This window comes from Pseudomonas entomophila (assembly GCF_029478665.1).
Taxonomy (GTDB): Bacteria; Pseudomonadota; Gammaproteobacteria; order Pseudomonadales; family Pseudomonadaceae; genus Aquipseudomonas; species Aquipseudomonas entomophila_F.
In genome coordinates, this window is sequence record NZ_JARPQB010000015.1 from 45,957 (window position 1) to 63,993 (window position 18,037).

Here is an 18,037-nt window from a genome sequence, read left to right on the forward strand (position 1 = left end):
CACGATTCGCTGCATGCCTTTGGCCTGGAGCTTGCCGCCCCATGCACCGCTCAACGCAAGGCCGCCTGGCGCTGGCGGTACTCACCTGGCGCCATGCCCGCATGGCGCTGGAAGAAACGGCTGAAGTACGCCGGGTCCTTGAACCCCAGCTGGTAGCAGATCTCGTTGGCCGAACCGCCGGTGAACAGCAGCAGGCGCCGCGCCTCCTGCATCAGCCGCTCGAACACCAGGCGCTTGGACGGCAGGTCGGCGATGCGCCGGCAGATGTCGTTGAGCCGCGCCTCGGTCACGCCCAGGGCGTCGGCATAGGCTGGCAATGCCCAGTGCTCCAGGTAGTGGCGTTCGATCAGTTCGTTGAAACGGTGGAACACCTGCAAGTCTTCATGCCGCGCCGGCGTCGCCTCCAGCGAATTGGCGCACAGGCGCAGCAGGCTGATCATCACCAGGCGCGCCAGGTCCTGCACCGCCGTGCCCTGCCCCGCCTGGCCATGGCCGATTTCGCTGCCCAACAGGTCGAACAGCTGCTCCAGGCGCCGTGCCTCGTCGCGTGCCTGGCCCTGCAAACGCCCCAACGCAACACAGGCCGGTGGCAGGCGCGGCCCGGCCATCAGCCCGGGCTCGGCCTGCAGCAGTTGCCAGACCAATTGCTGGCGCACGGTGAGCACATGGCCGTCGGCGTCGGCCTCGGTGACGAAGGCATGGGGGACGGTCGGCGGCGTCAGGAAGAACATCGGGCCCGACTCGTGGTAGCGCTGCTCGTCCAGGTAGACCCGCACGCTGCCGGTCTTCACGTAATGCACCTGGAAGAAGCGGTCGTGGCGGTGCACCGGCATGTTGCGTCCGAAGAAACCGGCCAGGTTGCCGAGCCGGTCGTAGTGCACCTCGCTGTCGCTGTAACGCTGGTCGTAGACCTGACCGATGTTGATGTTGGGGATCGGCTGTCGCTCTTTCATTGTTGTTCTCGCAGCGGTGAAACGTGCCGGGGAAACCATCGTAGCAGCACCGGTCGACGGCGTACGCCTTGACGATCGTTAACATATTAAATATAACGTTAACACATTAACAAAAACACCGCGAAGCACCCCGAGCGCTTCGCCCAGCGCAGGAGAAAAGCATGAGCCGTGCCTTGCACGAGGTCGCCAGCGGCAGCCTGTTCGGCGTCGCCCTGAACTATCAGGGCCTGCTGCAGCAGCACCTGGCGTCCTTCCACGAAGCGCCATACCAGCAACCACCGGTCAAGCCGGTGCTGTTCATCAAGACCCCGAACACCCGCAACAGCCACGGCCAGGCCGTCACCTACCCTGCGGCAGTCAAACGCCTGCAACCAGGCCCGGCGCTGGGTGTTGTGATGGGCAGGGACGCCAGCCGCGTCAGCGCCGAGAACGCCCTCGAGTACGTGGCCGGCTACACCATCGTCAACGAATTCAGCCTGCCGGAAGACAGCTTCTACCGCCCGGCGGTCAAGGCCAAATGCCGCGACGGCTTCTGCCCGCTCGGGCCACGACTGGTGCCAGCCGCGCAGGTGGCCAACCCCGATGCGCTGGGCATCCGCCTGTGGGTCAACGGTGAGTTGCGCCAGCAGAACAACACCGCCAATTGCGTGCGCAGCGTGGCGCAATTGATCGCCGAGATCAGCGCGTTCATGACCCTGCACACCGGCGATGTGCTGATCACCGGCACCCCGGAGGGCCGCGTCGATGTGCTGCCCGGTGACCGGGTGACGGTCGAGATCGACGGCCTCGGCCAACTGACCAACCCCATCGTCGCCGAACAAGGACTCACCCCATGAAGCACGCCCGCATCCAGTTCGACGGTCAGGTCCACCAGGTCACTGTCGAAGACGATCATTACCTGCGCCTGGCCGACGGTCGCCGTGTGCACACCGACCAGGTCACCTGGTTGCCGCCCGCCACCGGCAGCATGTTCGCCCTGGGCCTGAACTATGCCGACCACGCCGCCGAGCTGGCCTTCACCCCGCCCACCGAGCCGCTGGCCTTCATCAAGTCGCCGGGCACCTACACCGGGCACAAGCAGATCACCTGGCGCCCGGACAATGTCCAGTACATGCACTACGAGTGCGAACTGGTCGCGGTGATCGGCAAGACCGCGCGCAACGTCCGGCGCGAGGACGCCCTCGACTACCTGGCCGGCTACACGGTGTGCAACGACTACGCCATCCGCGACTTTCTCGAGAACTACTACCGCCCCAACCTGCGGGTGAAGAACCGCGACGCCACCACCCCGGTCGGCCCGTGGATCGTCGATGTCGCCGATGTGCCAGACCCCTCGAACCTGACCCTGCGCACCTGGATCAACGGCGAGCTGAAACAGCAAGGCAGCACCGCCGACATGATCTTCGACATCCCCTATCTCATCGAATACTTCTCCAGCTTCATGACCCTGCAGCCCGGCGACATGATCGCCACCGGCACCCCGGAAGGCCTGGCCGACGTGGTGCCGGGCGATGAAGTGGTGGTGGAAGTGGAAGGCGTCGGCCGCCTGGTCAACCGCATCGTCAGCGAAACCGAGTTCTTCGCCCGCAAAGCACAAGAGGCAACAGCATGATCAAGCACTGGATCAACGGCCGCGAAGTCGAGAGCCGTGACACCTTCGTCAACTACAACCCGGCCACCGGCGAAGCCATCGGCGAAGTGGCCAGCGGCGGTGTCGAAGAAGTCGCCCAGGCCGTGGCCGCGGCCAAGGACGCCTTCCCGAAATGGGCCAACACCCCGGCCAAGGAACGTGCGCGGCTGATGCGCCGCCTGGGCGAACTGATCGACCAGAACGTGCCGCAGCTGGCCGAGCTGGAGACCCTGGACACCGGCCTGCCGATCCACCAGACGCGCAACGTGCTCATCCCCCGCGCCTCGCACAACTTCGACTTCTTCGCCGAAGTGTGCACGCGCATGGACGGCCACAGCTACCCGGTCGACGACCAGATGCTCAACTACACCTTGTACCAGCCGGTGGGCGTGTGTGGGCTGGTGTCGCCGTGGAATGTGCCGTTCATGACCGCCACCTGGAAGACCGCGCCATGCCTGGCCCTGGGCAACACGGCGGTGCTGAAGATGAGCGAGCTGTCGCCGCTCACCGCCAACGAGCTGGGCCGCCTGGCGGTCGAGGCCGGCATCCCCGACGGTGTGCTGAACGTCATCCAGGGCTATGGCGCCACGGCGGGCGACGCGCTGGTGCGCCACCCGGACGTGCGGGCCATCTCCTTCACCGGCGGCACCGCCACCGGCAAGAAGATCATGCAGACCGCGGGCCTCAAGAAGTACTCCATGGAGCTGGGCGGCAAGTCGCCGGTGCTGATCTTCGAAGACGCCGATCTGGACCGGGCGCTGGACGCCGCGCTGTTCACCATCTTTTCGCTCAACGGCGAACGCTGCACCGCCGGTAGCCGGATCTTCATCCAGCAGAGCGTGTACACGCAGTTCGTCGCCGAGTTCGCCGCCCGCGCCAAGCGGCTGGTCGTCGGCGACCCGACCGACCCGAAGACCCAGGTCGGCTCGATGATCACCCAGCAGCACTACGACAAGGTCACCGGCTACATCCGCATCGGCATCGAGGAAGGCGCGCGCCTGGTCGCGGGCGGCCTTGAGCGCCCGGCGGGCCTGCCGGCGCACCTGGCCAAGGGGCAGTTCATCCAGCCCACCGTGTTCGCCGACGTCGACAACCGCATGCGCATCGCCCAGGAGGAGATCTTCGGCCCGGTGGTGTGCCTGATCCCGTTCAAGGACGAGGCCGAAGCGCTACAGTTGGCCAACGACACCGAGTACGGGCTGGCCTCGTACATCTGGACCCAGGACATCGGCAAGGCCCATCGCCTGGCCCGGGGCATCGAGGCCGGGATGGTGTTCATCAACAGCCAGAACGTGCGCGACCTGCGCCAGCCGTTTGGTGGGGTGAAGGGTTCGGGCACCGGCCGCGAAGGGGGGCAGTACAGCTTCGAGGTGTTCGCCGAGATCAAGAACGTGTGCCTGTCCATGGGCAGCCACCACATTCCACGCTGGGGCGTCTGACGCCGTTGCGACCGGGTCGTGGGCTCGCCCCACGACCCGGTCGCCTGGGACCACAACAACAATCACCGGAGATCCCCATGGGCAAACTCGCGCTCACCGCCAAGATCACCCACGTGCCCTCGATGTACCTGTCCGAACTGCCCGGCCCACGCCAGGGCTTCCGCCAGGCGGCCATCGACGGCCACCACGAGATCGGCCGCCGCTGCCGCGCCCTGGGCGTGGACACTATCGTGGTGTTCGACACCCACTGGCTGGTCAACGCCAACTACCACATCAACTGCGCCGCGCATTTCGAAGGGTTGTACACCAGCAACGAGTTGCCGCACTTCATCGCCAACATGAACTACGGCTTCCCCGGCAACCCCGAGCTGGGGCGCATCCTCGCCGAGGAATGCAACCGCCTGGGCGTCGAGACCATGGCCCACGACGCCACGACCCTCGCCCCGGAATACGGCACCCTGGTGCCGATGCGCTACATGAACGCCGACCAGCATTTCAAGGTGATCTCGGTCTCGGCCCTGTGCACCTCGCATTATCTGAACGACAGCGCCCGCCTCGGCTGGGCCATGCGCAAGGCGGTCGAGGCGCACTACGACGGCACCGTGGCCTTCCTCGCCAGTGGCTCGCTGTCGCACCGCTTCGCCCAGAACGGCCAGGCGCCGGATTTCGCCACCAAAGTGTGGAGCCCATTCCTGGAAACCCTCGACCACCGGGTGGTGCAGATGTGGCAGGACGGCGACTGGGCCGACTTCTGCGCGATGCTGCCGGAGTACGCGGTCAAGGGCCACGGCGAAGGCTTCATGCACGACACCGCCATGCTGCTCGGTGCCCTGGGCTGGTCGAAGTACGACGGCAAGGCCGAAGTGGTCACGCCCTACTTCGGCTCCTCCGGCACTGGCCAGATCAACGCGATTTTCCCGGTCACCCCGCAAGATGGCGCCGCCATCCCCGCCGCCCAGGCCTCGAACCCGGCCGGCGTCACCGCCACCAGCCGCCTGTAGGGAGCCGCGCCATGCCTCATCTGGTTCTGCTCTACAGCCCGGACATCGAAGCCGACGCCGACATGCCGGGCCTGTGCCGCGCCCTGGCCGACCGCATGCTCGAACAGCACGACGAAAACGGCCGCCAGGTGTTCCCCACCGGGGGCACCCGGGTGCTGGCCTACCCAGCCGCCCATGCGGCAATCGCCGATGGCCAGGGTGACTACGGTTTCGTCTACGCCAACCTGCGCATGGGCAGCGGCCGCAGCGCCGCCGTGCACAAGCAGGTCGGCGACCAATTGCTGGCCGTGTTGCGCCAGCACCTGGACCCGCTGCTGGCCCGGCGCCCGGTCGGCGTCACCCTGCAGATCGACGAAAGCCAGGCCCAGGTGTACGACGCCAAGCACAGCAGCCTGCACCCCCTGTTCACCCGTCAGCCCTGAGGTTTCCATGCTCGACGCACACATCATCCAGCAAGCCGCCGCCCGCCTCGACCAGGCCGAACGCTCTCGCGAGCAGGTCGGCCAGTTCTCCCTGCAACACCCGTCGATCTGCATCGACGACGCCTATGCCATCCAGCGCGCCTGGGTGGCGCGCAAGATCGAGGCCGGCCGCCGGCTGGTCGGCCACAAGATCGGCCTGACCTCGCGGGCCATGCAGGTTTCGTCGAACATCACCGAGCCGGACTACGGCGCGCTGCTCGACGACATGTTCTTCGACGAAGGCAGCGACATCCCGTTCGAACGTTTCATCGTGCCGCGCGTGGAAGTGGAACTGGCCTTCATCCTCGGCAAGCCGCTCAAGGGCCCCGAGGTGAGCCTGTTCGACGTGCTCGAGGCCACCGAGTGGGTGATCCCGGCGCTGGAGATCATCGACGCCCGCATCCAGCAGGTCGACCCGGTCAGCGGTGCCACCCGCAAAGTCTTCGACACCATTTCCGACAATGCCGCCAACGCTGGCGTGGTCCTGGGCGGGCGCGCCGTGCGCCCAGGCGACATCGACCTGCGCAAGGTGCCAGCGGTGCTCTACCGCAACGGTGTGATCGAGGAGTCCGGGGTGTCCGCCGCCGTGCTCAACCACCCGGCCAAGGGCGTGGCCTGGCTGGCCAACAAGCTGGCGCCTTATGACGTGGGCCTCGAAGCCGGCCAGGTGATCCTCGGTGGCTCGTTCACCCGCCCGGTGGCCGCGCGCCCGGGCGATACCTTCCATGTCGACTACGACCAGTTGGGCTCGATCGCCTGCCGGTTCGTCTGAGGAGTTGCCATGCACATGCCCATCAACACCTTCAAGCAACGCCTGCGCAGCGGCCAGGCGCAGATCGGATTGTGGCTCGGTCTGGCCGATCCCTATTGCGCGGAACTGGCGGCCAACGCCGGCTTCGACTGGCTGCTGCTCGACGGCGAGCACGCGCCCAACGACCTGCGCAGCCTGCTCGGCCAGTTGCAGGCGGTGGCGCCCTACCCGGCCCAGCCGATCGTGCGCCCGGTGATCGGCGATACCGCGCTGATCAAGCAACTGCTCGACATTGGCGCGCAGACGCTGCTGGTGCCCATGGTCGAGAGCGCCGAGCAGGCGCGTGGGCTGGTGCGTGCCATGCGCTACCCGCCCGAAGGCGTGCGCGGGGTGGGCAGCGCCCTGGCCCGGGCATCGCGCTGGAACAGCATTCCCGGCTATCTGGACCAGGCCGACGAACAGATGTGCCTGCTGGTGCAGATCGAGAACCGCGAGGGGTTGGCCAACCTCGATGCGATCTGCGCCGTCGACGGTGTCGATGGCGTGTTCATCGGCCCGGCCGACCTCAGCGCGGCCATGGGGCACCGGGGCAATCCGGGGCACCCCGAGGTGCAGGCCGCCATCGAGGACGCCCTGGTGCGGATCCAACAGGCCGGCAAGGCGGCGGGGATTCTCAGCGCCGACCCGCAGCTCGCCCGGCGCTACATCGAGCTGGGGGCAGCGTTCGTCGCCGTCGGCGTGGACACCACGGTGCTGATGCGTGGGTTGCAGACGCTGGCCGGGGTATTCAAGGAGGGCGCCGGGGTCACCGTTCAGGGCGGGGTCTACTGAACGGGCGCGCCCTCTGTAGGAGCGGCTTCAGCCGCGATCACCCGCAAGGCGGGTGCCATAGCCGAACCGCCCGCTGGCAGCCTCGGTCAAGATCGCGGCAGCCACAGGCAAGACACCTACCGCTCGTTAGGCGCCCAATACCCCGCAACAGCCAGCGCTTGTGCAAGCCCTGCTTTCCAACAATTCCAACTGTCCAGGCTGCGCCATGATCAACATCGAAACGCCCACGTACTACACCGCCACCAAGAAGTACAACCTCAGCTTCCCCACCCTGGAAAGCGACATCGACGCCGATGTCGTGGTGATCGGCGGCGGATTCTCGGGCATCAACACCGCCCTGGAGCTGGCCGAGCAAGGCATCACCAATGTCGTCGTGCTCGAGGCCCGCTACCTGGGCTTCGGCGGCACTGGCCGCAACGGCGGGCAGATCATGGCCGGCATCGGCCACGACCTGGAGAAGATCAAGAGCAGCGTCGGCGAACAGGGCCTGCGCGAGATCTTCGAGATCAGCGAGCTGGGCGCCGGCATCATCAAGGCACGCATCGCCCGCTACCAGATCGACGCCGACTTCTGCCACGGCTACGGCTACATGGGCTTCAACGCCCGCCAGGAAAAGACCCTGCGTGCCTGGGAAAAGGACTTCAAGGCCATCAACGGCAAGGACGAGATCCGCTTCCTCGGCGGCTCGGAGGTCAAGCAGATCATCGGCTCCGACGCCTACAGCAGCGCCCTGCTGCACATGGGCGGCGGCCACGTGCATTCGCTGAACCTGCTGCTCGGCGAGGCCCAGGCCCTGGTCGGCCATGGCGCGCGGATCTTCGAACATAGCCCGGCCCTGGAGGTGCACTACGGCGAGCGCATCACCGTGCGCACCGGGAGTGGCTCGGTCAAGGCCGGCAAGCTGTTGTGGGCCTGCGACAGCTTCCTCAACAAGCTCGAACCCGAGCTGCACGCGCGCACCGTCAACACCTACGCCTTCCAACTGATGACCGAGCCGTTGTCGGACGAACTGATCCAGCGCATCAGCCCGATCCGCGGCGCCTACAGCGACATCCGCCCGGTGATCGACTATTACCGCGTCACCCGCGAGAACCGCCTGCTGTTCGGCGCCGCCACGCCTTTCGTGGAGCACATCCCGAACGACCTCAAGGCGTGGAACCGCAACCTGATGCTGAAGATCTTCCCGTACCTCAAGGACGTGCGCATCGACCTGGCCTGGGGCGGCCCGATGGCCACCAGCGCCAACCTGTTCCCGCAGATCGGCACCCTGAGCAACCGCCCCAATGCCTTCTACGTGCAGGGCTATTCCGGTTTTGGCGTCACCCCCAGCCACATCATCTGCAAGATCCTCGCCGAAGGCATGAGCGAAGGCTCCAGCCGCTACGACCTGATCAGCTCGGTCAAGCACGCGCGCATCCTCGGCAAGGACCATATCCGCCCGCTGCTGCTGACCGCCGGCAAGACCGTGCATCAGCTGTCGGGCTTCTTCAACGGCCGCCGTTGATTCCTTTTCCCACCAGACTGGAGAACCACCATGACCCTCACCGCCGTCCGCCAGGGTGTGCAACTGTCCGAACTCGACGCCTGGGGCACCGTTGCCGACCTGGGCTCGACCATCCTCGAAGGCGAGGTCAAGTGCTACGGCAAGATGACCCACGGGGCGCCGACCGACCCGGTCAGCAGCGCCTATTTCGGCACCACGCAAGGCAAGTTCCGCATGGTCTACCCGTTCAGTGAGCAGGCGGTGATCGTTACCGGCGAGATCCAGCTGACCGATGAGTCCACCGGGCAGGTGACGCGTTACAAGGCGGGGGATGCCTGGTTCGTGGCCAAGGGCACGCCGGTGTTGTGGGAGGTATTCAGCGAAACCTTCGTCAAGCACTATTTCGCGGTGGCCTGATAGCCCGCATCGCCAGGCGAGGTCGGTGTCGTCATCCAAGTGGACGAAAGCCGGACTTCGCCTTGCTTTGCGATGCGTATGGCGCACTGTTCGGCGACACCTGTCCAACCGGCTGCACAATTGACCAGAAGCCGCCCCCGCCAGTGCGAGCATCATCCTCGGAACATCGCGCGGGCCGGAATCAGGACAGCAGGCATTGACATCGAATGCAACGCTTTTGCTTAACGGTTCTAAACTAAATTGACGGCAATCGACAATGACATCCTCGAGAATTTGAGAACGTTCGGATCTTCAAGTCAGTTTGCAGGCCTGTCTATGCCACTGTCATCCTGCTCTTCATGTGATCCTTATGCCGCCCCCCAACTCCCCACGCAAACCGCTTCAACACCCACCGCCAGCGGCAATGAAGGCCTTCAATCGGTAATCGAGGCCGTCAAGTCCAACACCGGGGTGGTTACCGCCCACCTCTCTCGGCTGCAGGCATTCGCGAGTGAACACAACCTTGTGATCGCCCTCCGCCCTGTCGAAACTGCCGCGACGGTGCTCATAGAAGCAGGCCATCCGACCAAGAGTTTTCATGTCAAAGGCAAGAGTTCGAACTGGGGACCACACGCGGGCATGATCCCCGTTGAACAAGGCTTGAGTAAACTTGAGCGCTGCATTTCCGATACAGCCCGGATCGACAAATTCAATCAACAAGTGCAGGCATGCATGGAGGAGCACCACGCCGCATCGAGCCAGCTCTGCCTATCCCGGACACGACTCGACTATCTGATGGACCACAAACTGATCGACAGCTGGGAAATCAACGTCAAGGCGAAACAATTGACCCTCAAGGCCACCGGGCCAAGTGGCACCCAGTATGATTTCCTGGGCATAGGCAAGGATAACGGCGAATACCTGATTTTCCAGGCAGGTGAACCACTGCAGGTGCTCGCCAGCGCATCATCCGGCGTCCCCTTGACCGCGGACTACGACCTGCTGCTAGTCGCCCCTCATATCAGCGACCATGGGCCGCAGGACAAGTTGCTCATCCCGGATGTCAGCCACCAGGTCTTCACCCGTCGACTGAGCGGCTACAAAGCCATTCCCAGCGAACTGAGCCATCACTTCCAGAGCGCGGAGGCCTTCTACAGCCAGGAGCACCCCGACAAGGGCAATATCAACCCCCGGCTCGAGGCACTCATCCCTCGAATGAACCAGGCATTGGTGGGAGAAGGCGAACCTATCATTCATCACAGCGCCGACTCGGGTAACCCTTTTACCGACACTTCCAGCAACTTCCCTGCAACGTTCATTCTGCCGCGCAAGCTCGGAAGGTTTGATGAAGTCGTGGTCGTGACCAATGACGACGAAATGTCCGAGTTGGTGCAGACACTGAAGAACCTGGGTTACCAAGTTCCCATCAATCCACTTTGGAGCGAGCAACTGACGCGTATTCGCCGCGACGATTTCAATTCGGTGAGAGACATGTTCAACCAGATGAACAACGCTGATAACCGTGGTGAATAGCATGCACGCTGTCGGCCATCCCGGTTCAGCCCCCTGCAACTATTGCGAACGGCGGCAGCACCACAGCCCTTTTCTTCCTGGCGGTGCCTTGCGCGGAATTACCCTGCCTTGATGGGTTCTGGAGCAAGTCGGCCGCACCGGCCGACTTTTCGACGAAAGGCTTCTGCTCAGCGTGCCGCCATCAACGCCATCGCCCGGAAATCCTTCGGCGACTGCTCGAACTGCTTCTTGAACGCCCGGCTGAAATGCGCCGAATCGGTGAACCCCCACTTGTAGGCGATGGAGGTGATCGACTCGCGCTTGAGGAACGGGTTGGACAGATCATCCGCGCTGCGCTTGAGCCGTGAACGCTGGATATACCGGCAGACGCTGTCCCCCTCCTCCTCGAACAACCGGTACAGGTGCCGCACCGAGATGCTCAGGCGTTCGGCCAGGTTGGCAGGCGTCAGGCCGGGCTGGCCCAGTGACTCGTCTATTACCTTTTGCACATAACCGCGCAGGTTGTCGCCGCTCAGACCCGACAACGCCCCAGGGTTGTCGTCGGCCCGTTCGAAGCCCGGCTCCAACAGGGCAATGAAGGCCGCCTGCAGGGCTTCGCCTTGCGTGCCACCCGCGTCGTCCCCCTCACGGCACAGCTGGTCCATCAGCAGGTGCAGCATGCGCCCGCAGGCGTTGGTCGAGGAGATCTTGCCGAAGGTCGCTCCCGGCCCGGTCACGTGTTTGCGCACCTGTTCGCGGGACAGCGCCAGCGACACATGCTCGATCAGCCCGAACGGGGTGATTTCGCACGGTCCCACCGAGTCCATCAGCAGCAGCTCGCCGGGCGACAGCTGGATGCTCACGCCACCCTGGGTGATCTGCGAGTAGCCCATGCGCTGGCTGACCAGGAAACAGTGCTGGTCGTCGTCGCGGTCAGGGTTGTCGCCCAGGCGGCGGATATTGCCGGCGTTGGTGCGCAGGTTGGCCAGGGCCAGCCCGGCGCGGTTGAAGGTCGAGACCTCGCCGATGAACAGCGAGCGGTTGAAGGCGAGCTCGGTCTGGAACTGGCCACAGACCTGCTGCATGGCCATGGTCCAGCGCTCCAGGCCGTCGTGGGCCGGGTTTGCGCGATGCACTGAAGCGGACTGGGGCAAGGACATGACAACCTCCACTCGCAACGATTGTTGTTATGGAGGCAATTGTTAACATGTTATCAATGAACGTACAACTGTCATCTCTTGTAGGAGCGGCTTCAGCCGCGATGCCGGTATCGCGGTGCCTGCCACCCGCTTTGCGGGTGATCGCGGCTGAAGCCGCTCCTACCCAGAGGGCGTTGGATTCAGAGGCCGCGCAGGGCGTGCGCGAGGGCGTCGAAGGCCTGCCAGAGGTGACAGGACTGCTCGCCAGAGAGGGGGATGTAGCGACGGAAGGCCGGCATGCGGTTGACCACCTCACTGGCGCCCATGTGCTCCAGGGTCACCTGCCATTGGCCATCGCGGCACTCGATGGCCAGGCGCTTGAAATCCAAGGGCATCAGGGTGGCGTGTGCCTCTTCGAGGCGTGAATCGAGCGCCTCGAACAATCCCTGGTCGCCGCCACGCCGTCGGCACGCCAGGCCAGTGCGGCGCAGCACGCCCGTATGATGCAGTTCGGCCCGCAGCGTGCCCTGCCCCAAGGCCGGCACGCGCAGGATGAACTCGCACATCACCAGATGCATCAGCAGGTGACTCTCGGTACGCTCGCGCACTTCGATCCGCGGGCCACCCTCGCGGTAGGTAAACGATGCTGCGGATTGCAAATCCGTCAATCCCAGGTTTCGCCACAGCCGCTGCAAGGTCGCCCCCGGCCGGTAGCCAGCCGGGGCACGCGGCCCTGTCAGGCGCTCAAGCCAGCTTGCCGACATGCCGCACCTGCTCGCTGTGGGATTGGCCGGGTTCGGCGGCGAACTCTTTCTCCAGCACATCCTCGACCCGCGCCGGCTTGAACGGATTGACCTTCTGCACGCACAGGGTCCAGAACAGCGCGTAGGCTGCCGTGGCGCCAAGCATGGCCGCAAACGGCACATACACCTCGGCGGGGTTCATGCCCGGTGGCGTAATGAACCACATGCCCAGCAGGATACCGATGCTGGAGACGATCTGCGGCAGCGGGAACAGCGGCGAACGGTAGGCGCGCGGCAGGTCGGGGCGACGGATGCGCAGGATCACCACCGACAGGGTCACCAGCAGGTAGGCCGTGCTCCAGGCACACACCGCAGCCAGCACCAGGTGCAGGATATTGTCGGTGTTGCCGCCCAGGTACCAGGCGTGCAGGCACGGGATCAGCGCCACCACCAGGATGCACAGCAGCGGCGTCTTGAAGCGCGGGTGCAGGTAGGTGAAGACCTTGGGCAGGGCGCCGTCCACGGCCATGCCGTAGAGGATCCGCGGCACGCCGGCCATCAACGTGTTGATGGTGGCGGCCCCGGCGAACAGGAAGCCGATGCCCAGCCACACCGGGCCGATATCGCCCATCACCTGCTCGGCGAAGCGTGGAATGGCCATGGGCGTGTCCAGCAGGTGCACGCCGCTGGCCGCGTCGAGCACCACGTTCTCCACCTGGCGCTTCATCGCCGCGCCATAGATGAACATGCAGCTGGCCACACCAAACAGCCCGAGGGCCATGGCCTTGGGCATGACCCAGGCCGAGCGGCGCAGCTCAGGGGCCAGCGGGGTGACGAACTCGCAGCCGACGAACATGAACATGGCCATGCCCACCAGCGACAGGATGGTCATCAGGTCGGTCCCCACCAGCGACACCCCGAACGGCCCCTCCAGCTCGACGGCCGGCGCGGCGATCAAGCCAAGCACGCCGAATACCATCAGCGTGGTCCACATACCGAAGGTCAGCACCACCTCGGCGCGGCCGAACGCGCTGACGCCGAAGGCGTTGAGCACGCCGAACACCAGCACGAAGCCCACCCCCAGCAGCCACGAGCCACCGGCCGATTCGGCGAGGGTATTGAGGTGCTCGAAGTTCACCAGGGCCATCACTCCGGACAGGATGGTCTCGGCGGTGCCGGCGAACACATGCACGATCAGGTAGGCCGACAGGGTACCGGTGATGGCGAAGAAGCGGCCCAGGCCGCAGTTGATGTAGTCGTACACGGAGCCGGTGGTCGGCAGGATCGCCGCGGCTTCGGCGAAGGTGGTCGATTGCGCGAGCATCATCACCGCGGCGATCACCATGGCCACGGCGAAGGCGCTGCCGCCGATGCCGAAGCCCATGGTCGCGGTGAGGATGACCGGGCTGGCCATGATCAGGCCGACGGTGCTGGCCAATGCGGTGGGGAATCCGACGGTGCCGCGGTTCAGGTGCTCGGTGAGCTTATTGTTGATTGTCATGGGCGGGCCCTGGCTGGACGAGGAAGGTGCTATGCCGGGTTACTGTGGCCTGTGTCCATGGCGCTGTCTTGCTCCTGCCTGCCGCTGGCCTTGCAATTCTCTGCCAGCGTCGGCGAAAACCGATGACTCATCGATATCGCTCACCGCATTGCCTGGCACCGGCCTTGCCGGTGTTCGCCAGCAAGGCTGGCTCCTACAGGTTTACAGCCAGGCGCAAGTTGCACGGGATACCTGTAGGAGATCATTCCAGATCAACGGGCAATGATCGCCTTGAGCACGGTCTTGAAGGTCTCCAGCTGTTCGTGGCTGAACTGGCCGAACACTTGTTCCTGCTGGGCCTGGGCAATACCCCACAGCCCCTCGGTTGCCTCACGACCGTCCTCGGTCAGACAGACCCGGCCATTATCCTCAGCCACCAGCCCCTTGCGCGCAAGGTTGGCCACGGCTTCGCCCACCTCGCGCTCGGGCATCGCCACTTCCCGCAAAAGGTCGGCTGGCGACAGGCCTGCGTCGTGCTCCAGCACCAGCAACATACGGGCCTCGCTGGTGCGCAGGCCGGTGGCCAGTTGCCGGGGTTGGTAATCACCCTGGTAAGCGCGTAGCGCCTGGGTCATCAGGTAGTACAGGTTGTGTTGCAAGCGGCCCTGGAAATGACTGCGGCCATCGCCACGCGGGGCCATGCGCGGGTGTGGCAGGACCATGGAATAGGCGCCCTGGTGATAGAGCAAGGGCGAGCGACCGAGGTCGTCGAACGCCAGGACCCTGCCCACCAGGATCCAGTGGTCGCCGCCATCGAGTTGCTGGAACGTCTGGCACCGAAAGCGCGCCGCACAGTTCGCCAACAGCGGTGCACCGCCCTCGCCCACTTCGTACTCGATACCGGCGAAGCGGTCATCGCTGGGGCGGGCGAACGTGTTGGACAGATCGATCTGATCGGCGGCCAGCACATTGACCGCGAAGTGCCCGGCGGCCTCGAACACGGCATGGCTGCTGGAGCGCTTGTCGATGCTCCAAAGGACCAGCGGTGGGTCGAGGGACACCGAGTTGAAGCTGTTGGCGGTGACACCGACCTTGCGGCCAGCGGCATCGGCGGCGGTGATCACGGTCACGCCGGTGGCGAAGTTGCCCAAGGCGCGACGGAAGGCGCGCGAGTCGAACGAGGTAGTCATGCAAGGCTCCGGATTCATTGTTGTTCTAGGGCTCAGGTCATTGCCGGGTCCGGCTCCAGCCCCATCAGCTCACGGCCGAGGATCTGTGCGCAGACGTCGTAGTCGGTGTAGGCATGGGCACCAGTCATGTGGGCGTCGCGGAACAGCCGCTGCAGTTCGCTGCTGTCGAACCAGGCGCCACCACCGGCGGCTTCCATCAAACGGTCCACCGCCTGGATGCACAGTTTCACGGCATACCCCTGGTGGGTGCGCCAGAACGCCAGTTCCATGCGCGTCGGGTACTGGTGGCGGGCGCTGTAGTCGGCGATCTGTTCCCAGCTTTTTTCCAGCAACGCCCGGGCCGCGGCAACCTGGTGGGTGGATTCGGCCAGGCGCATCAATGCCGGCGTGGCGGCACCGACGGCGGCACCGGTGTAGGCGCGCACGCGGTGGCGGGTCTTGTCCTTGAACGCTTCAAGCATCCTTTCAGCGATGCCCAGGCTGACCGTCGAGAAACCGCTGGCGAAGTACGGGCGGTAAGGGTTGAAGTAGAGGGCGCTGTCCGGGTACAGGCCGAACCCCGCCGACTGGCCCTCCATCATGTCCCGGGCCTTCTGGATGCGATGCTCGGGCACGAAGGCGCGGTCGACCACCAGGGTGCGGCTGCCACTGGCGCGCATGCCGGCCGCGAACCAGTCGTCGCGGATCTGGTAGTCACTGCGCGGCAGCACGGCAAAGCAGTAATCCTGCCCGCCCTGCGGGTTGGCCCGGCGAAAGCCCATGATCGCCCACTCGGCGTGGTCGCAGCCGCTGCTCCAGCCCATCTCGCCACTGAACAGCACACCACCCTCCACTTCTTCGGTGCGGCCGAACGGGGCGATGCTGCTGCTCGCGGTGGCGTCCGGGTCGTCGCGCCAGAGCTCATCCTGCAACCTGGCCGAAAACATCGCCAGCTGGTGGCTGTGGGTGCACAGCAGGCTCATGGCCCAGGCCGTGCTGGCGCAGGCGCCGGCCAGGGCGGCGATGCATTCGGCGAACTGCGGCAGGCTGATTTCCAGGCCGCCGTAGTGCCGGGGCTGGAAGGCCTTGTGCAGGCCAATGCCCTTGAGCAGGGCGATGTTCTCGGCGGGCACGCTGCGCTCGCGCTCGGCCTGGTCGGCGCGGGCGGCGATGGCGGGCAGCAGGGGCTTGAGGTCTTCGAGCAGGGAGTTTGGCTTTTTCATGGTCTGGCTCATTGTTATTGGACCCTGGCGAGCGCGGCCATCAGGTGGCGGCTCGCTGATGAATGCCGGGTCAGTATGGGAGCCGTGCCGCGGCCGGAAAATGCAACTTCCACACCTCGAATTGCATTTTTCGTGGGTTGTTTCGGGCTGGCAGGCTGGGTCATGCGGGTGGCATGGGCAGACAAGATTGCGGCGGCTCAAGCGCATTAAGCTCGGACACCGCCGCCCCTCCTGTAGGAGCCAGCTTTGCTGGCGAACCGTGCCACGAAAGCGTCAGGCCAAGGTTCGCCAGCAAAGCTGGCTCCTACAAGGGGCAATCATTGCCCGGAGCCGAAGCATGAGCGACATCCCACTCCTTTCCTGCGTCACCGCGTTCCTCGCCCGCGACCACCGCCTGTACATCCATGGCCAGGCCGTCGCCAGCCAATCCACCGCACGCATCAGCGTGGTGAACCCCGCCAACGGCGAGCCCATCACCCAGGTCGCCGACGCCAATCAGGCTGATGTCGAGCAGGCCGTGGCCTCCGCCCGCCAGGGCTTCCTCACGTGGTCACGCACCAGCCCCGCCGCCCGCGCTGCGGTATTGTTCAAACTGGCCGACCTGCTCGAAACCAATCGCGAGGAACTGGCCCAGCTGGAAACCCTGCAGTCGGGCAAGCTGATCGGCATCGCCCGCGCCTTCGAGGTCGACCAGGCCGCGCACTTCCTGCGCTACTACGCCGGCTGGGCGACCAAGATCAGCGGCCAGACCCTCACCCCGTCGCTGCCCTCCTTCGCCGGCGAGCGCTACAGCGCCTTCACCCTGCGCGAGCCGGTGGGCGTGGTGGTGGGCATCGTGCCGTGGAATTTCGCGACGATGATCGCCATCTGGAAGCTGGCCTCGGCGCTGACCACCGGTTGCAGCATCGTGCTCAAGCCCAGCGAGTTCACCCCGCTCACCCTGCTGCGCATCGCCGAGCTGGCCGGTGAGGCCGGCCTGCCGCCGGGCGTGCTCAACGTGCTCACCGGCGGCGGCCTGGTGGGCAAGGCGCTGGTCGAGCACCCGGGCACCGACAAGGTGTCGTTCACCGGCTCCGTGGCCACCGGTATTGCCGTCGGCCAGGCCGCCATGGGCGCCAAGCTGACCCGCGCCACCCTGGAGCTGGGGGGCAAGAACTCGGTGGCGTTCCTGCCCGACGTGGGCATCGACAAGGCGGTCGACGGCATCATCGAGGCCGGTTTCCTGCATTCGGGGCAGATCTGCGCCGCGGGTGAGCGGTTCTTCGTCCATCGTTCTCGGATCGAACCGCTGCTCGATACCCTGACGCAACGCCTGGCCCAGCTCAGGACCGGCTCGCCGCTGGACGAAGCCACCCAGTTCGGCCCTGTGGCCAACAAGCCGCACCAGCAGAAGCTCGCCGAGCTGTTCGCCCTTGCCCGTGCCGAGGGCAGCCAGATCATCCACGGCGGGCGCATCGGCGAAGGCCCCGGCTGTTTCGTCGAGCCCACGGTAATCCTCGCCAACTCGGCCCAGGACAGCTTGCTCAACCAGGAAACCTTCGGCCCGGTGGCGACCTTCCTGCCCTACGACGACGAAGACGAGCTGCCACAACTGATGAACGCCACCCCCTACGGCCTGTCCGCCAGCCTGTGGAGCAATGACCTGGGCAAGGTCATGCGCCTGATCCCGGAGGTCCAGGCCGGCACCTTGTGGGTGAACATGCACACCCTGCTCGACCCCGCCGTGCCGTTCGGCGGCATCAAGGCCTCCGGCATCGGCCGCGAGTTCGGCTCGGCCTTCATCGACGACTTCACCGAGCTCAAGTCGGTGATGATCCGCTACTGAC

The 18,037-nt window shown here is 65.3% G+C and carries 17 protein-coding genes; 11 read left to right on the forward strand and 6 right to left on the reverse strand.

Going from position 1 to position 18,037, the window contains the following annotated elements:
• Window positions 1–50: 50 nt before the first annotated feature.
• Entirely contained in the window at window positions 51–953 is a 903-nt protein-coding gene (gene hpaA, locus P5705_RS10070) for a 4-hydroxyphenylacetate catabolism regulatory protein HpaA (RefSeq protein WP_252092340.1), read from the reverse strand.
• 161 nt (window positions 954–1,114) lie between these two features.
• Here hpaA and P5705_RS10075 point away from each other — a divergent pair, with 161 nt between their 5' ends.
• The 10 genes from P5705_RS10075 to P5705_RS10120 all read left to right on the forward strand — a co-directional run bounded on the left by P5705_RS10075 (window position 1,115) and on the right by P5705_RS10120 (window position 10,478).
• On the forward strand, window positions 1,115–1,789 hold the full coding sequence (locus P5705_RS10075; RefSeq protein WP_277460679.1) for a fumarylacetoacetate hydrolase family protein: 675 nt from the start codon (window positions 1,115–1,117) through the stop codon (window positions 1,787–1,789).
• Entirely contained in the window at window positions 1,786–2,565 is a 780-nt protein-coding gene (locus P5705_RS10080) for a fumarylacetoacetate hydrolase family protein (protein ID WP_277460680.1), read from the forward strand. The genes P5705_RS10075 and P5705_RS10080 overlap by 4 nt, the downstream gene beginning before the upstream one ends.
• On the forward strand, window positions 2,562–4,022 hold the full coding sequence (gene hpaE / locus P5705_RS10085) for a 5-carboxymethyl-2-hydroxymuconate semialdehyde dehydrogenase (protein WP_277460681.1): 1,461 nt from the start codon (window positions 2,562–2,564) through the stop codon (window positions 4,020–4,022). Before P5705_RS10080 ends, hpaE begins: the two co-directional genes overlap by 4 nt.
• 77 nt (window positions 4,023–4,099) lie before the next feature.
• Window positions 4,100–5,023 carry a 3,4-dihydroxyphenylacetate 2,3-dioxygenase gene (gene hpaD / locus P5705_RS10090; protein WP_277460682.1) on the forward strand — a complete coding sequence of 308 codons (924 nt, stop codon included), beginning with the start codon at window positions 4,100–4,102 and terminating at the stop codon, window positions 5,021–5,023.
• Window positions 5,024–5,034: 11 nt separating this feature from the next.
• Window positions 5,035–5,445: a 5-carboxymethyl-2-hydroxymuconate isomerase gene (locus P5705_RS10095; protein WP_277460683.1), complete on the forward strand. Its 411-nt coding sequence runs from the start codon at window positions 5,035–5,037 to the stop codon at window positions 5,443–5,445.
• A 7-nt stretch (window positions 5,446–5,452) separates the two neighbouring features.
• Window positions 5,453–6,256 carry a 2-oxo-hept-4-ene-1,7-dioate hydratase gene (gene hpaH / locus P5705_RS10100; RefSeq protein ID WP_277460684.1) on the forward strand — a complete coding sequence of 268 codons (804 nt, stop codon included), beginning with the start codon at window positions 5,453–5,455 and terminating at the stop codon, window positions 6,254–6,256.
• Between the two features lie 9 nt (window positions 6,257–6,265).
• On the forward strand, window positions 6,266–7,066 hold the full coding sequence (gene hpaI, locus P5705_RS10105; protein WP_277460685.1) for a 4-hydroxy-2-oxoheptanedioate aldolase: 801 nt from the start codon (window positions 6,266–6,268) through the stop codon (window positions 7,064–7,066).
• Between the two features lie 205 nt (window positions 7,067–7,271).
• Window positions 7,272–8,570 (forward strand): NAD(P)/FAD-dependent oxidoreductase, encoded by a 1,299-nt coding sequence (locus tag P5705_RS10110; RefSeq protein ID WP_277460686.1) that lies wholly within the window; start codon window positions 7,272–7,274, stop codon window positions 8,568–8,570.
• 30 nt (window positions 8,571–8,600) lie between these two features.
• The gene (locus P5705_RS10115) at window positions 8,601–8,966 is read left to right on the forward strand and encodes a cupin domain-containing protein (protein ID WP_277460688.1); all 366 of its coding nucleotides are present in this window, start codon (window positions 8,601–8,603) and stop codon (window positions 8,964–8,966) included.
• Between the two features lie 240 nt (window positions 8,967–9,206).
• On the forward strand, window positions 9,207–10,478 hold the full coding sequence (locus P5705_RS10120; RefSeq protein WP_277460689.1) for an anthrax toxin-like adenylyl cyclase domain-containing protein: 1,272 nt from the start codon (window positions 9,207–9,209) through the stop codon (window positions 10,476–10,478).
• 167 nt (window positions 10,479–10,645) lie between these two features.
• On the opposite strand, the gene feaR is transcribed toward P5705_RS10120, so the two are convergent.
• The 5 genes from feaR to P5705_RS10145 form a co-directional block, all read right to left on the reverse strand.
• Window positions 10,646–11,617, reverse strand: a complete 972-nt coding sequence (gene feaR / locus P5705_RS10125) for a transcriptional regulator FeaR (RefSeq protein WP_277460690.1) — start codon at window positions 11,615–11,617, stop codon at window positions 10,646–10,648.
• A gap of 179 nt (window positions 11,618–11,796) precedes the next feature.
• A complete protein-coding gene (locus P5705_RS10130; RefSeq protein WP_277460691.1) occupies window positions 11,797–12,360 on the reverse strand; it encodes a DUF3156 family protein in 564 nt (187 codons plus the stop codon).
• Window positions 12,341–13,840 (reverse strand): APC family permease, encoded by a 1,500-nt coding sequence (locus P5705_RS10135; RefSeq protein ID WP_277460693.1) that lies wholly within the window; start codon window positions 13,838–13,840, stop codon window positions 12,341–12,343. Before P5705_RS10135 ends, P5705_RS10130 begins: the two co-directional genes overlap by 20 nt.
• A 251-nt stretch (window positions 13,841–14,091) precedes the next feature.
• Window positions 14,092–15,009 (reverse strand): p-hydroxyphenylacetate 3-hydroxylase reductase component, encoded by a 918-nt coding sequence (locus P5705_RS10140; protein ID WP_277460695.1) that lies wholly within the window; start codon window positions 15,007–15,009, stop codon window positions 14,092–14,094.
• 32 nt (window positions 15,010–15,041) lie between these two features.
• Window positions 15,042–16,211 carry a p-hydroxyphenylacetate 3-hydroxylase oxygenase component gene (locus P5705_RS10145; protein WP_277460696.1) on the reverse strand — a complete coding sequence of 390 codons (1,170 nt, stop codon included), beginning with the start codon at window positions 16,209–16,211 and terminating at the stop codon, window positions 15,042–15,044.
• A 337-nt stretch (window positions 16,212–16,548) separates the two neighbouring features.
• Between P5705_RS10145 and P5705_RS10150 the strand changes: the two genes are divergently transcribed.
• Window positions 16,549–18,036 (forward strand): aldehyde dehydrogenase family protein, encoded by a 1,488-nt coding sequence (locus P5705_RS10150; protein WP_277460697.1) that lies wholly within the window; start codon window positions 16,549–16,551, stop codon window positions 18,034–18,036.
• The last annotated feature ends 1 nt before the right edge of the window (window position 18,037 follow it).

Bases quoted from the DNA above. Each gene is read 5' to 3' on its own strand.
- P5705_RS10110 (WP_277460686.1), top strand. From the start codon at position 7,272: ATGATCAACATCGAAACGCCCACGTACTACACCGCCACCAAGAAGTAC.
- hpaA (WP_252092340.1), bottom strand. From the start codon at position 953: ATGAAAGAGCGACAGCCGATCCCCAACATCAACATCGGTCAGGTCTAC.
- P5705_RS10140 (WP_277460695.1), bottom strand. From the start codon at position 15,009: ATGACTACCTCGTTCGACTCGCGCGCCTTCCGTCGCGCCTTGGGCAAC.
- P5705_RS10115 (WP_277460688.1), top strand. From the start codon at position 8,601: ATGACCCTCACCGCCGTCCGCCAGGGTGTGCAACTGTCCGAACTCGAC.
- P5705_RS10095 (WP_277460683.1), top strand. From the start codon at position 5,035: ATGCCTCATCTGGTTCTGCTCTACAGCCCGGACATCGAAGCCGACGCC.
- P5705_RS10135 (WP_277460693.1), bottom strand. From the start codon at position 13,840: ATGACAATCAACAATAAGCTCACCGAGCACCTGAACCGCGGCACCGTC.
- P5705_RS10150 (WP_277460697.1), top strand. From the start codon at position 16,549: ATGAGCGACATCCCACTCCTTTCCTGCGTCACCGCGTTCCTCGCCCGC.
- P5705_RS10130 (WP_277460691.1), bottom strand. From the start codon at position 12,360: ATGTCGGCAAGCTGGCTTGAGCGCCTGACAGGGCCGCGTGCCCCGGCT.
- hpaD (WP_277460682.1), top strand. From the start codon at position 4,100: ATGGGCAAACTCGCGCTCACCGCCAAGATCACCCACGTGCCCTCGATG.
- hpaH (WP_277460684.1), top strand. From the start codon at position 5,453: ATGCTCGACGCACACATCATCCAGCAAGCCGCCGCCCGCCTCGACCAG.
- P5705_RS10145 (WP_277460696.1), bottom strand. From the start codon at position 16,211: ATGAAAAAGCCAAACTCCCTGCTCGAAGACCTCAAGCCCCTGCTGCCC.
- hpaE (WP_277460681.1), top strand. From the start codon at position 2,562: ATGATCAAGCACTGGATCAACGGCCGCGAAGTCGAGAGCCGTGACACC.
- feaR (WP_277460690.1), bottom strand. From the start codon at position 11,617: ATGTCCTTGCCCCAGTCCGCTTCAGTGCATCGCGCAAACCCGGCCCAC.
- P5705_RS10080 (WP_277460680.1), top strand. From the start codon at position 1,786: ATGAAGCACGCCCGCATCCAGTTCGACGGTCAGGTCCACCAGGTCACT.
- P5705_RS10075 (WP_277460679.1), top strand. From the start codon at position 1,115: ATGAGCCGTGCCTTGCACGAGGTCGCCAGCGGCAGCCTGTTCGGCGTC.
- hpaI (WP_277460685.1), top strand. From the start codon at position 6,266: ATGCACATGCCCATCAACACCTTCAAGCAACGCCTGCGCAGCGGCCAG.